14 protein-coding genes are annotated in these 14,018 nt (G+C 36.4%); 9 read left to right on the top strand and 5 right to left on the bottom strand.

Annotation, left to right across the window (positions count from 1 at the left end; translation table 11 throughout):
- Nucleotides 1–5: 5 nt before the first annotated feature.
- The gene (locus tag BW946_RS12910; protein WP_170872085.1) at nucleotides 6–1,589 is read right to left on the bottom strand and encodes a S41 family peptidase; all 1,584 of its coding nucleotides are present in this window, start codon (nucleotides 1,587–1,589) and stop codon (nucleotides 6–8) included.
- Nucleotides 1,590–1,882: 293 nt separating this feature from the next.
- Here BW946_RS12910 and BW946_RS12905 point away from each other — a divergent pair, with 293 nt between their 5' ends.
- The 8 genes from BW946_RS12905 to BW946_RS12870 all read left to right on the top strand — a co-directional run bounded on the left by BW946_RS12905 (nucleotide 1,883) and on the right by BW946_RS12870 (nucleotide 9,671).
- On the top strand, nucleotides 1,883–3,109 hold the full coding sequence (locus BW946_RS12905) for an HD domain-containing protein (protein ID WP_076596578.1): 1,227 nt from the start codon (nucleotides 1,883–1,885) through the stop codon (nucleotides 3,107–3,109).
- Nucleotides 3,110–3,180: 71 nt separating this feature from the next.
- Nucleotides 3,181–4,212, top strand: coding sequence for a UDP-3-O-(3-hydroxymyristoyl)glucosamine N-acyltransferase (gene lpxD, locus BW946_RS12900; protein WP_076596577.1), 1,032 nt, complete (start codon nucleotides 3,181–3,183; stop codon nucleotides 4,210–4,212).
- Nucleotides 4,205–5,602, top strand: coding sequence for a bifunctional UDP-3-O-[3-hydroxymyristoyl] N-acetylglucosamine deacetylase/3-hydroxyacyl-ACP dehydratase (locus BW946_RS12895; protein WP_076596576.1), 1,398 nt, complete (start codon nucleotides 4,205–4,207; stop codon nucleotides 5,600–5,602). The genes lpxD and BW946_RS12895 overlap by 8 nt, the downstream gene beginning before the upstream one ends.
- Nucleotides 5,603–6,397 carry an acyl-ACP--UDP-N-acetylglucosamine O-acyltransferase gene (gene lpxA / locus BW946_RS12890; protein ID WP_076596575.1) on the top strand — a complete coding sequence of 265 codons (795 nt, stop codon included), beginning with the start codon at nucleotides 5,603–5,605 and terminating at the stop codon, nucleotides 6,395–6,397.
- A gap of 85 nt (nucleotides 6,398–6,482) precedes the next feature.
- Nucleotides 6,483–7,049 carry an elongation factor P gene (gene efp, locus BW946_RS12885; RefSeq protein ID WP_076596574.1) on the top strand — a complete coding sequence of 189 codons (567 nt, stop codon included), beginning with the start codon at nucleotides 6,483–6,485 and terminating at the stop codon, nucleotides 7,047–7,049.
- Nucleotides 7,050–7,116: 67 nt separating this feature from the next.
- A complete protein-coding gene (locus tag BW946_RS12880; RefSeq protein ID WP_076596573.1) occupies nucleotides 7,117–8,019 on the top strand; it encodes a UDP-3-O-(3-hydroxymyristoyl)glucosamine N-acyltransferase in 903 nt (300 codons plus the stop codon).
- 90 nt (nucleotides 8,020–8,109) lie between these two features.
- Nucleotides 8,110–8,982 carry a succinate--CoA ligase subunit alpha gene (gene sucD / locus BW946_RS12875; RefSeq protein WP_002977143.1) on the top strand — a complete coding sequence of 291 codons (873 nt, stop codon included), beginning with the start codon at nucleotides 8,110–8,112 and terminating at the stop codon, nucleotides 8,980–8,982.
- 17 nt (nucleotides 8,983–8,999) lie between these two features.
- Nucleotides 9,000–9,671: a porin family protein gene (locus tag BW946_RS12870; protein ID WP_076596572.1), complete on the top strand. Its 672-nt coding sequence runs from the start codon at nucleotides 9,000–9,002 to the stop codon at nucleotides 9,669–9,671.
- A 105-nt stretch (nucleotides 9,672–9,776) separates the two neighbouring features.
- Here BW946_RS12870 and BW946_RS12865 read toward each other — a convergent pair whose 3' ends face one another.
- The 3 genes from BW946_RS12865 to BW946_RS12855 all read right to left on the bottom strand — a co-directional run bounded on the left by BW946_RS12865 (nucleotide 9,777) and on the right by BW946_RS12855 (nucleotide 12,462).
- Entirely contained in the window at nucleotides 9,777–11,087 is a 1,311-nt protein-coding gene (locus BW946_RS12865; RefSeq protein WP_076596571.1) for an ABC transporter permease, read from the bottom strand.
- A gap of 4 nt (nucleotides 11,088–11,091) precedes the next feature.
- Nucleotides 11,092–12,003, bottom strand: a complete 912-nt coding sequence (locus BW946_RS12860; RefSeq protein WP_076596570.1) for an ABC transporter ATP-binding protein — start codon at nucleotides 12,001–12,003, stop codon at nucleotides 11,092–11,094.
- Between the two features lie 108 nt (nucleotides 12,004–12,111).
- On the bottom strand, nucleotides 12,112–12,462 hold the full coding sequence (locus BW946_RS12855; RefSeq protein ID WP_076596569.1) for a T9SS type A sorting domain-containing protein: 351 nt from the start codon (nucleotides 12,460–12,462) through the stop codon (nucleotides 12,112–12,114).
- Between the two features lie 119 nt (nucleotides 12,463–12,581).
- Between BW946_RS12855 and hemB the strand changes: the two genes are divergently transcribed.
- On the top strand, nucleotides 12,582–13,571 hold the full coding sequence (hemB, locus tag BW946_RS12850; protein WP_076596568.1) for a porphobilinogen synthase: 990 nt from the start codon (nucleotides 12,582–12,584) through the stop codon (nucleotides 13,569–13,571).
- 76 nt (nucleotides 13,572–13,647) lie between these two features.
- On the opposite strand, the gene BW946_RS12845 is transcribed toward hemB, so the two are convergent.
- On the bottom strand, nucleotides 13,648–13,941 hold the full coding sequence (locus tag BW946_RS12845; protein ID WP_076596567.1) for a TM2 domain-containing protein: 294 nt from the start codon (nucleotides 13,939–13,941) through the stop codon (nucleotides 13,648–13,650).
- Nucleotides 13,942–14,018 lie beyond the last annotated feature (77 nt).

Raw genomic sequence — 14,018 nt, 5'->3', positions numbered from 1 at the left:
TCCATTCAATCAGTGGTTTTTATATACTCCAAAGCCTTTTCAAGTACTTCATCTTTTCCGTTTTTTATTCCTTCTATACTTGGTTTTATCAGGATATCAGGAATAATTCCGATTCTTTGAGTCTCTCTGCCATCAGGATAATAAGCACCAAGACCTGTAAACCGCGTATTAAGATCAGCAATTTTAAAGACAATAACATCTCCGTTGGCTCCCGAAGTATTACTCCCGATAATTTTCGCCTTAGGATGCTGTTTGAGCATCATTGTTGTAGTTTCTGCCTGGCTTTGCGTATTCTCATCTACTAAAACGATGACATTTCCTTTATAGTATTCAGGATTTTTTCTGCCGGTGACATTTTTTCTGCTGTAGAATTTGCCGGGATAGCTGGTATCAGGAAAAGTAAACTGATAATAAACCGAGGGGTTAGGAAGAAGAAGGTAACTTAATGGAATGATCGTTTGTCTGGGATAATTCCTAAGATCAAAAATAATGGATTTGGCAGATTTTAAGCTGCTGTACATTTCATCAAGATCTTCCTTTTCTATAATTCCCATATTCACGTACCCAATTTTCTTTTCATTATCCATAAACTTCCATTTTTTCAGAACCGGAATTTTTTCATGAATAATATCCTTAGTAAGGTATGTTCTGGTTTTTATTTCCAGGTTTTGACCTTCTCTTTCAATCTTTACGGAAATAGAATCATTGTTGCTGAAGAGAAGCTTTTCTTTTATTTTGCTGACTTTACCCCATGAGTTGGAAGCGGGTACATATTTTCCCAAACTGTTGATCACTTGCGGAATAGTTTTTCCCTCAATATCATAAATGACATCTCCCGGATGCAGAGGACTTTTATGTCTGAATCGAGTGGTATTAATTTTTGTAATCACTAATTTCCCCTCAGCATAGGAATATTCTACCGGGATTTTTCGCTGACCATACAAATTAAGTTGAATTTCTTTTGACGAAATATAGGCGTGTGAGTCATCCGTTTTAGTGACCAGCTCTGCCAATGCCAAATGAAAATTTTCATCATTATCAATCATTAGAAATCTTGGGATCATTTCTGTAAGGACATCATTCCAGTTCTGATCGGTTTCGTATTTATAGGGAAAGAAATATTCTACGTAATTCCAGTATCTGAATAACTCCAGTAAACTATTCCTTTTAGAAGTAAATTTAGAACCATAGGATTTTTCATTCCTGAAATATATTTTTCTTCCACTTTTTCCAATATAGTGATTGTCTTCAAGATTCCTGTTGTTTTCAATATAGCGGAGGCTTTGAGATACATCATCTGAGAAAATTTGCGAATTATCTATCCAGCGCAGATCAAAATTTTTAAGGAAATACACTTTCTGATCTTTAACTGAACATTCTTTGCAGCGCGGGACTTCTCCGAGGCTTTCAATCCATTCGGAATACAAATTATTGAGAGATTCCTTATCTTTAATATTTTCAAGTTCATTGATCTTTTGAAAAAGCTCCTTGTCCCAGTTCAGATTCCCTTTGGCTACATGAGGGTGGTAATATTTTAAAAATCCCCAAACTCTGCACAGAGATTCCAACTTCTGAGTCTCAGTGATCATTTGTGCGGAAAAATTTAAACTTAAGAGTAATAAAAGAAAAAGAGAATGTTTTCTCATTAAAGGTTGTAGCGTTTTCTCTCAAAGATAATCCTTTAATATAACAGACGCAAAAGGCTTTCAAAAAATATTGAATTGAAAAAAAATATCCGGAAGAAAATTTCTACAATTGATATGATGATGTTTTTGATGAGAATATTGGGTAGATCAACGGCTTATGCCAATATTTTAATAGTAATTTAATGAAAGGCTAAACTTTAAAATGCCTAACTTTGTTTACTAATACTGACGTTTCAATGCAGAATAAGCTAAAAATCATCAACGATCCCGTTCACGGATTTATAAAAATACCACACGAAATTTTATTTGATATCATTGAGCATCCCTACTTTCAGAGATTAAGAAGAATCGGGCAGACCGGGCTTTTGAACCTGATATTTCCAGGGGCTACCCATACAAGGTTTCACCATGCTCTTGGAGCAATGCATCTGATGTTTACCGCGCTGGAAACATTGAAGCAGAAAGGAGTGAAAATTTCTGAGGAAGAAGAAAAAGGAGCGATGCTGGCCATTCTGATGCATGATATTGGTCATGGTCCGTTTTCACATGCGCTGGAAAGTATGCTGATGGATGACTGGCATCATGAAAACCTTTCTTTATTATTGATGAATAAACTAAATGAAGAATTTGAAGGTCAGCTTTCAATGGCTATTGAAATGTTCCAGGGGAAATATCACAGAAAATTTTTCAATCAACTGATCTCTTCCCAATTGGATGTTGACCGTTTGGACTATCTTAAAAGAGACAGCTTTTTTACAGGAGTGTCTGAAGGAAATATTAATACGCAGAGAATTATTTCTATGATGAATGTCTGTGAAGAAGGCGAACTGGTAATTGATGCAAAAGGGATTTATTCCATTGAAAATTTCCTTACGGCCAGAATGTTTATGTACTGGCAGGTATATTATCATAAAACTTCAGCTTTGGCAGAGTTTCTTTTGGTGAAAATCCTTGAAAGAGCAAAGTATCTGATTTCTCAGGGAGCAAAACTTCCCGCAACGGATAATCTGCAATATTTCTTATACCGTGAAAAGAGTGCTGCGACGGATGAAGATATAGAGCGATTTACAAAACTTGATGACAATGATGTGATCCAGGCAATGAAAGAATGGCAGAATTCGGATGACTTTGTTTTGTCGTATTGGTGTCAATGTGTAATTCAGAGAAATCTGCCTAAAACCATTATTTCATCACATCCATTTGACCAGGAAATAATTAAAGAAAAAATAAAAAAGAGCAATGAACTTTTCGGAATTGATAATGGTAATGAATTGGTTCATGAAATTAAAAGAAGATTACTGCCTTATCATGCAGAGAAACAACCCATCTATTTACTGCATAAAAATGGCAGGAGAACAAGGCTGCATGAGTCGGAAGATCAGCTTTTATCAGGGTTGATTGTAAATAAAACAACCCGCTATATCCTTATGTTTCCAAGAGATATCTCCATACTGGACTCTTAAAGAATATTAAAATTTACGATCTGAAACTAAAACATGTTTGCAAATTATAGAATTTCTTATCTTTGCAGAATATGGAATTTACAGCTTCGCAAATTGCAAGTTTTATTGACGGAAAAATAATAGGTGACGAGAACGCACTTATTACGGGAGTTTCACCAATTGAAAATGGGGAATCAGGACATCTTTCTTTTATAGCACAAGATCGGTTTTCTCATTTTTTGGACAGCTCAAAATGCTCTGTTATCATCGTTTCGGAAAAACTTCTGGAGAAAAATCATTATAACCCTACCTTAATCGTTGTAAAGGATGCCTATCTTTCTTTTCAGATTCTGATGAATTTATATCAGGAAATGCAGGGAAGAAAAGAAGGTATTGAGAATGGTTCATCTATTCATGACTCAGCGGTCATAGGTGATAAAGCCTATATCGGAGCATTTACCTATGTTTCCGAGAAAGCTAAGATAGGGGAAGGATCACAGATCTATCCACATGTATATATAGGAAAAGGAGTGAAAATTGGTAAAAACTGTAAGATAGACAGTGGTGCCAGAATTTACGACTACTGTATTGTTGGAGATAACTGTGTAATTCATTCCAATACCGTAATCGGAGGTGATGGTTTTGGTTTCCAGCCAACAGCTGAAGGCTTCAAAAAAATACCACAGCTTGGAAATGTAATTATTGAAGACGATGTAGAAATTGGTTCAAATTGCAGTATTGACAGAGCTACCATTGGCTCTACTGTCATCGGAAAAGGAACCAAAATTGACAATTTGATTCAGATTGCCCACAATGTGAAAATTGGTCAGAACAACGTAATTGCTGCACAAGCAGGAATTGCTGGTTCTACAACTATCGGTGACTGGAACCAGATTGGTGGCCAGGTAGGCGTTGTAGGACATATCAAAATAGGAAATCAGGTGAAAATTCAGGCTCAGAGTGGCGTGAATTCCAGTGTTAATGACAGAGAAACATTGTATGGTTCACCCGCAATCAGTTACAATGACTATTTAAGGAGTTATGTTCATTTCAGGAACTTACCTGGAATAGTAAACAGAATAAATAATCTTGAGAATAACTCAAAAGATAATACTAATGAGTGATATGCAAAAAACACTTCAGCAAGAGGTAACTCTTTCTGGAATTGGCCTTCATACGGGTAAAGAAGTAAAACTGACCATTAAACCTGCTAAAGAAAATACAGGTTTTGTATTTGTAAGAACAGACTTGGAGGGACATCCTCAGGTAGAAGCTGATGTAAATTATGTTGTAGCAACTGAAAGAGGAACTACATTAGAAAAATTAGGCGTAAAAATTACCACTTGCGAACATCTTTTGGCTGCCCTTGTTGGCTGCGATATTGATAATGCAATTTTAGAAATGGATGCCTCTGAACCTCCTATTTTGGATGGATCCTCAAAATACTTTGTGGAAGCAATCGAAAGTGTTGGAGTAGCAGAACAAACCATTGCAAGAGAATATCTTGTGGTAAAAGAAGTTCTTACGTACAGTGATCCGGCTACAGGTTCGGAAATCACCATCATTCCTTCAGATACTTACGAAGTTACTACTATGGTAGATTTTGGGACTAAAGTATTAGGTACTCAGAATGCTACTCTTAAAAATATTTCAGAATTTAAAGACGAAATCTCATCAGCAAGAACATTCAGCTTCCTGCATGAATTGGAAATGCTTTTAGATCATGGTTTGATCAAAGGTGGAGATATTTCCAATGCAATTGTATATGTAGATAAAGATCTTACTCCTGAAACAACAGAAAAATTAAAGAAAGCCTTTGGAAAAGATAATGTATCCATCAGACCAAACGGTATTCTTGATAATCTTAATTTAAACTATCCTAATGAAGCAGCAAGACACAAATTACTGGATGTAATTGGTGACCTTGCTCTGGCAGGAGTAAAAATAAAAGGTAAAGTTATAGCCAACAAACCGGGACACTATGTGAATACCCAGTTTGCGAAAAAACTAAACCGCCAGTGGAAATTGCAGAAAAAGAAAAACGTTCCTGATTTTGACCTGACAAAAGAACCAGTATTCGATATCAACGGAATTATGAAGCTTATGCCTCACAGACCTCCGTTCTTATTGATTGATAAGGTTCTTGAACTTTCAGACTCTCACGTTGTAGGTTTGAAAAATGTAACAATGAACGAACCTTTCTTCGTGGGACACTTCCCTAAAGAACCTGTAATGCCTGGAGTTCTTCAGGTAGAAGCATTAGCACAGACAGGAGGAATTCTTGTATTGGCAAGCGTTCCGGATCCTGAAAACTATTCTACTTATTTCATCAAAATTGATAAGGTGAAATTCAAGAGAAAAGTAATTCCGGGAGATACACTTATATTCAAAATTGAATTGATAGAGCCTATCAGAAGAGGAATTGTGCATATGCAGGGGTATGGATATGTAGGAGATGCAGTAGCAGTAGAAGCAGAGCTTATGGCTCAAGTCGCAAAAAATAAAGTTGATTAAATGATTCATCAATTAGCAGCCGTTGATAAACGTGCGAAAATCAGCAAAAATGTAATCGTAGAACCTTTCACTACCATTGCAGGGGATGTAGAAATAGGAGAAGGAACATGGATTGGTCCTAATGTAACCATTATGGATGGCGCAAGAATAGGAAAAAACTGTAGGATTTTTCCCGGTACCGTAATATCTGCAATTCCTCAGGATCTGAAATTTGATGGTGAAGATACCCAGGTAATTATCGGTGATGACACAACAATCAGAGAGTGTGTTACCGTAAACAGAGGGACAAAGGCTTTGGGATATACTAAAATAGGAGCGAACTGCCTTATTATGGCTACTTCGCATATTGCCCATGATTGCGTTATTGGAGATCACGTTATCATTGTAAACGGTTGTGGTATTGCGGGACATGTGGAAATTGGTGATTATACCGTAATGGGAGGTCTGTCAGCAGTTCACCAATTTGGTAAAATCGGAAAACATGTCATGATTTCCGGAGGTACTCTGGTAAGAAAAGATATTCCGCCTTACGTAAAAGTAGCAAGAGAGCCTATGTCTTATGCTGGTATTAATTCTGTGGGTTTAAGAAGAAGAGGATTTACGAATGAAAAGATCTTTGAAATCCAGAAAATCTACAGAGCCATCTTCCAGATGAAAATGAACGTTTCCCAGGCTATTTCCCATATTGAAAAAGAAATGCTTCCAACGGCTGAAAGAGATGAAATCTTACAGTTTATTCAAAACTCACCAAGAGGTATCGTAAAAGGGTACGGAACCGGTAAAGAGAGTAATTAAGAGAAATGCTAAAAAGCAAATTTGCAAATCTGCCTGTTTGCTTGCCAGCCAATACAATTTAAGTAAAAAAAGATAATATATATTAATGGCAACAAGTAACGATATCAGAAAAGGTCTTTGCATCGAGTATAGCAACGATATTTTTAAAGTAATCGAGTTTCTTCATGTAAAACCAGGAAAAGGACCTGCTTTCGTAAGAACAAAATTAAAATCTGTGACTAACGGTAAAGTAATTGATAATACTTTCTCTGCAGGACACAAAATTGATGAAGTAAAAGTAATCACCAGAAAATTCCAGTATCTGTATGATGATGAAAACGGATTCCACTTCATGAACAATGATGACTTTTCTCAGCTATACATCAATAAAGAAATGATTGAGAACTCTCAGTTTATGAAAGCTGGTGAAGAAGTAACCATCATTTTGAAAGAGGCTGATGAAACTCCACTTTCTGCTGAACTTCCACAATCAGTATACCTTGATGTTATCGAAGCTGATCCGGGTGTAAAAGGAAACACGGCAACCAATGCCCTTAAAAACGCAATCGTTGAAACAGGAGCAAGAGTAATGGTTCCTTTGTTCATTGAACCGGGAGACAGAATTAAAGTAAGCACTGAAGACGGCAGCTACTTAGAAAGAGTAAAAGAATAAATAAAATTTACATAAATTCGGTTTGCATCAGCACTCCGAATTTTGTTTTATAAGAAAATCTATTGTTATGAGATTCCATTCTCCGCAAAAGCTTAAAACGATTGCAGATTTAATAGGCTCAGCATTTGTAGGGCCGGAAGATTTTGAAGTATTGGGCACCAATGAAATTCACATGGTAAAACCAGGTGATATCGTATTTGTGAATCACCCTAAATATTATGACAAAGCATTAAACTCTGCAGCCACTATTATTTTAATTGATAAAGAAGTAGACTGTCCGGAAGGCAAGGCACTTTTGGTTTCTGATGATCCTTTCAGAGACTTTAATAAAATCAATACCCATTTTACCAGAATCTATAATTTCACGGAAGAACTTCACGACGTGGAAATAGGAGAGGGTACAAAGATTCACTCTTCAGCAGTGATAGGAAATAATGTGAAAATCGGGAAAAATACCCTTATCTTCCCTAATGTTGTAATCGGTGACCGTACGGAAATTGGTGATAACGTCATTATCCAGTCCAATACAGTGTTAGGAGGTGATGCATTTTATTACAGAAAATTAAATGGAAATTTTGATCGTCTGATTTCTGTGGGAAATGTTATCATTGAAAACAATGTGGAGATCGGTAACGGCTGTACCATTGACAGGGGCGTTACAGACTCTACCATCATTGGAGAAGGTTCCGTTTTGGATAACCAGATTCAGATCGGACATGATACCGTTATCGGGAAAAAATGTCTGATTGCTTCTCAGGTAGGAATTGCGGGATGTTGTATCATTGGAGATGAGGTGACATTATGGGGACAGGTAGGAATTGCTTCCGGTAACAAAATAGAGTCAGGATCAGTACTTTTAGGAAAAACAGGGGTGAACAGAGATCTTGAAAAAGGAACCTATATCGGGATGTTTGCAGAAGATTTTAAAACTTATCTGAAAAAAGAAGTAAAACTGAGAAATCTCAAATAAACAATTCCAAAGGTTTTATCCAAAATCAAAGAAATTTAAGTAAATTTGTGAGCATTAATAAAATAATAAATAAATTAAAACAACAATAAAATGTCAATTTTAGTAAACAAAGATTCTAAAGTAATTGTACAAGGATTTACAGGGAACGAAGGAACTTTCCACGCTGGTCAGATGATTGAATACGGAACAAACGTAGTAGGTGGTGTTACTCCAGGAAAAGGAGGCAGCGAGCACCTAGGAAAACCGGTATTTAATACAGTAGCTGACGCGGTTGAAAAAGCAGGAGCTAACGTAAGTATCATTTTCGTACCACCGGCATTCGCAGCAGACGCTATCATGGAAGCTGCTGAAGCAGGAATCAAAGTAATTGTATGTATTACTGAAGGTATTCCTGTAGCTGATATGGTAAAAGTAAAATCTTATATCGCGGACAGAGACTGCAGATTAATCGGACCAAACTGCCCTGGAATCATTACTTCTGAAGAAGCTAAAATTGGTATTATGCCAGGTTTCGTTTTCAAAAAAGGAAAAGTAGGGATCGTTTCAAAATCAGGAACACTTACATACGAAGCTGCTGACCAGGTAGTAAGAGCAGGTTACGGTATCTCTACTGCAATCGGTATCGGTGGTGACCCAATCATTGGAACAACTACAAGAGAAGCTTTAGAGCTATTTATCAACGACCCTGAAACTGAAGCTGTTGTAATGATCGGTGAAATTGGTGGAGGTCTTGAAGCTGAAGCTGCAAGATGGTACAAAGCAAGCGGATCTACTAAACCGGTTGTAGGTTTCATCGCTGGACAAACTGCTCCAAAAGGAAGAACAATGGGACACGCAGGTGCTATCGTAGGTGGTGCTGAAGATACAGCTCAGGCTAAAATGGAAATCATGAGAGAAAACGGTATCAACGTTGTTGATTCTCCTGCTGATATTGGTGCTACAGTAGCTAAGATTCTAGGATAATATAAAACCCACAACATATGAAAAAACTTTTATTAGCCTCTGCTTTAATGCTCTCTGCTTTATCATTCGCACAAGTGCAGTGGAAAAGTACAAGATTTGGAGTAACAGGAGGTTTAAACTACTCCAGAGTATCGAACGCTCACAATCCTTCAGGCCCAAGATACACTTTCCAGGCTGGAGCATTGGCATTGATTCCCGTAGGAAATGCAAATCAATTCTTTATCCAGCCTGAAGTTCTGTACTATGGTGCAGGAGAAACAGGAAAAGATAAAGATGCTAAAGGTGCAAGCGGTTATGACGCTTTATATGCTAATAACTACCTGAGTGTGCCTCTTTACTTCAAAGGATATTTTTCTGAAGCAGAATCAGAATTCTTTGGATTAATAGGACCTAGATTTAACTTCTTGCTGAGCCAGAACGTTAAAGATGCTCCTGTAAGCAGACCTTATTATGATCCGGATGTTACTGATCCTAACCAGCCGGCAGGCGTTAATGGTAAGGCGAAGAGCTTTAACTGGGGACTTGGACTGGGTGTAGGATATAGCTACAAAAGACAACTTGAAGTAGCCGTAAAATATGACTTAGGTCTTGGTGATACTTACCCTGGTCTTAAAAAAGAAACTAAGGGTACTGATAAGAAAAAATCAGAACAGGTCATTGCACTTACTTTAAGCTATATATTCAAATAGAATATTTCAGAATATAAAAAATCCCGGAAATTCAATTTTTTCCGGGATTTTTTTATTACAAACCTTAATAGAATAAATGTATTGATCAATTGGCCTTTTTACTTCTTACCCCTTAATCCACTTCCAAAGTTCTTTTAACGTAGCTTTATTCCCATACATCAAAATCCCTACACGGTAGATTTTTCCGGCAAGGAAGATCATAAAAATAGTGGTTGCCAGCAATAATGTAATAGACAATGCAATCTGCCATGCAGGAACCCCGAACGGAATTCTGGCAATCATGGCAACCGGTGAAGTAAACGGGATGATGGATAACCAGAAACCTAAAGGACCTTCCGGATTGTTCATCAATGTAAAACTCCCATACATTCCTAATGTTAATGGTAAAATAGCAAATAAAGTAAACTGCTGTGTTTCAGTTTCGTTATCCACTGCAGAACCAATAGCTGCATAAATAGAACTATAGAAAATATATCCTAAAAGAAAAAATACGATGAATACAAAGATGATTAGTGGGAAGTTCAACTCCAGCAAACTATGTGAAATCTGAGTCGCAAGTTGTCCCATATCCAGTTTACTTGCAATCTCTTCATTTCCACCCGGAATATTCTTCTGAAGAGGAGAAAAGCCTGTATTGAGTACCAATGCACCTATAACAGACATGGTAATCCAGATCAAAAACTGGGTCAGTGCAACCATGGTTACTCCCAGGATCTTACCCATCATCAGTTCAAAAGGTTTTACAGACGAAATAATGATCTCTACAACACGGTTATTTTTCTCTTCAAGCACACTTCGCATTACCCTTACCCCATAAATAATGATGAACATAAAAGTAACATACATCAGTACCATACTTAATCCGGATTTCACTCCAAAAGCAAGATCAGAATCCTCTTTATTGTTATCTGAAACATTAATGGTTTTTAAAGTAAAGTTTTTATCAAGATCATTTAATTGAGTTTCCTGAATACCCAGTTGCTTTATTTTTTCTTTTCGGACAACATTGCTGATATCAGATACAATTTGCTGTTTGGTATCAAACCCTATCTTACTGTTGATAATCAGTCGGGTTTCCTTTTCAAGGCCATCAAAATTCTGATTTTTCAATTCAGGAAGAATCAGGATGCCGTCCAGAGATTCATTTCCTTTTAAATTGTTAATCTTGGACTTTTCATCTGCTGCAGAAACAAAAACGTAGTTTAATTTATCATTAGATTTAAGCTGATTGGTAAACAATCCGCTTTTATCAACCACTTCTATAATACTGTGTGACTCATTCGCTTTAAACATTAATCCTACAACTGCTCCGAAAGCAATAATCAAGACAGGGGCAAGAAGGGTTAATATGATGAAAGACTTTTTCTTAACCTGGGTAAGAAACTCTCTCTTGGTAATTAAAAAAATATTATTCATAAAATTAAGAATGGTTACTTACAGCATTAATAAACACTTCATTCATACTGGGAATTCTTTCGTCGAATGATCTTACTTTACCTACCTGTACAAGATCCAGAAGAACTTTATTCTGGCTCTCTTCATTTTTCAGGTCAAAAGAAACAAGATTATTTTCATTGGATAGGTTGAAGATCTCATGTTTGTTTCTGAAATTTTCAAACTGATCACTGTTTACCTCAGAAAGCGTAATCCCAAAAATATTTTTCTTGAATTTTTCCCTTACATCAAAAACCCTTCCGTCAATAATTTTCTTTGAATTGTTAATCAAAGCAACATAATCACACATTTCTTCCACACTTTCCATTCTGTGGGTAGAAAGAATGATGGTTGTTCCGTTATTTTTAAGGTCGATGATCTGATCTTTGATTAAATTGGCATTCACAGGATCAAAACCTGAAAAAGGTTCATCAAGAATCAATAAATGAGGCCTGTGAAGAACAGTAACTACAAACTGGATTTTTTGAGCCATTCCTTTAGAAAGTTCGGAAAGCTTTTTCTTCCACCATTGGTCGATGTTCAGTTTTTCAAACCATTTTTTAGCTTCGTTCAAAGCATCACTTTTGCTCATTCCCTTCAGTTCTCCGAAATAGAGGATCTGGTCACCAACAGTCATGTTTTTGTACAGTCCTCTTTCTTCAGGCATATAGCCAATATCTTTAATATGGCCTGGGTTCAGTTTTTTACCATTGATATGGATTTCTCCAGAATCTGCCTGAGTAATTTGGTTAATGATACGGATGAAAGAAGTTTTTCCGGCTCCGTTGGGACCTAAAAGGCCATAGATACTGCCTTTTGGAACATGGATGCTAAAATCATCCAGGGCGACCTTTTTTCCGGCATTATAGGTCTTTTTAATATGTTCAGCTTTTAGCATTAAATTGTTCTTTTTTACTATTAGTATGAAAAAGTCCCGAAAGTTACGGAAATATTAAAACAGATTTAATGTAAAAGAAAAAATCCTGATGATTATCAGGATTTTAATTTATTGTTTCACGATTTGAGTAACTTTCTGCGTGTTGTCACTTAAAATATATCGGATCATATATTTTCCGGGCTTTAATTTTTCAATATTAATCTCTCCGGAGTTCATATTCACCGTATAATTGGCGACCTGCATACCCAAAATTGAATAAAAAGTCACGGTTTTGATTCTTAAAGAAGAATCTTTTGCCTTAATAATAAGGAAATCCTTTGCAGGATTTGGATAGGCAAGCAATACACCATCATCCGCCTTTTGAGTGGTGGAAGCCGGCTCTCTCAGCTGAGCTTTTAAATTGTTGGAAAACCCAACAAAAGTGCCTGCAAATAGAAATAAAAGTAAAAGTTTTTTCATCAAATTTATAATTTCTCGAATATATGTAACAAATGTAACAAATTCTACAATTTCATACAATAGTTTATTGTAGAACTTATATTAAATTTGTAGAAACTTATTCAAAAAGTATTCCAAAAATGATACATTCAAGAAATAGAAGACTTAGAGTTAATGAATCTATCAGAAGTCTGGTAAGAGAAAATGTGCTTACAACTGATGATTTTGTAATGCCGATCTTCGTAATGGAGGGCGAAAACAAGCAGGAGGCAATCCCGTCTATGCCGGGAATTTTTAGGCGGAGTATAGATTTAACAGTGAAGGAATGTAAGGAATTATTTTCTTTGGGAGTGAAAGCTGTCAATTTGTACATGAAAGTGTCAGAACATCTGAAAGACAATACAGGAAAAGAAGCCTGGAACAAAGACGGCTTGATGCAGAACACCATCAAAGCAATCAAAGATGCCGTTCCGGGAATGATTGTAATGCCGGATGTAGCCTTAGATCCTTATTCAATCTACGGACACGACGGAATCATTGAAAACGGAAAAGTTTTAAATGACGCTACCAATGAAGCACTGGCAAGAATGTCAGTATCGCATGCAGAAGCAGGAGCAGATCTTGTGGCACCAAGTGATATGATGGATGGCAGAGTAATGGTTATCCGTGAAGCATTGGAAGAAAGCGGATTTACAGATGTAGGAATTGTTAGCTATGCTGCCAAATATGCAAGTTCTTTCTATGGACCTTTCAGAAGTGCATTAGATAGCGCACCGAAAGATGATATGGAAATTCCGAAAGATAAAAAAACGTATCAGATGGATTTTCACAACACCCGTGAAGCCATGAATGAAGTATTTAAAGATATTGATGAAGGAGCAGACGTAATCATGATTAAACCGGGTCTTCCTTATCTGGATATCGTTTCCAAAGTACGTGAAGCTATTGATCTTCCCATCGCAGTATACAATGTAAGTGGAGAATATGCCATGGTAAAAGCTGCTGCTCAAAACGGCTGGCTGGATAATGATAAAACGATCCTTGAAAGCTTGACATGTTTCAAAAGAGCAGGAGCAGATATGATCTTTACTTATTTTGCAAAAGAAGCGGCTATTTTATTGAATAAATAAGATTGCGTGTATTAAAATAAAATTCCGGCTGTTCTGAAAAGAGCAGCCGGAATTTTTATGATGATATTTATAATTCTTATAACCAGCCTTTTTTTTCATACACATACGTATCATCGAATTGTTTATCGCTCATAAAAAGATATAAAATACCTTCGATAAAAGGAATAACAGAGGCAGCACCAAAAGTAATAACATTCAGCACCAATTGAATGATTCCCTCTTTTGTATAACCCAGATAAAATTTATTTAAAGCCAGCCATCCCACAAGAATTCCCAATAAAGCGGCAGGGATTTTCTTTTCTGAACGGTAAGGAACATTGCTTTGCTGGTTTTGCATATTTTCTGTTTTTGTATATCCGTAATTTTCCATTGCTTACTATTTATAATTGTTTGATATATTTACTATAAGTAGATGAAATTGAAGAAAAGTTACAATGGGTTTGGAAA

The organism is Chryseobacterium sp. RU33C, from assembly GCF_900156015.1.
GTDB lineage: Bacteria > Bacteroidota > Bacteroidia > Flavobacteriales > Weeksellaceae > Chryseobacterium > Chryseobacterium candidae.
This window is presented reverse-complemented; position numbering and strand designations above follow the sequence as displayed.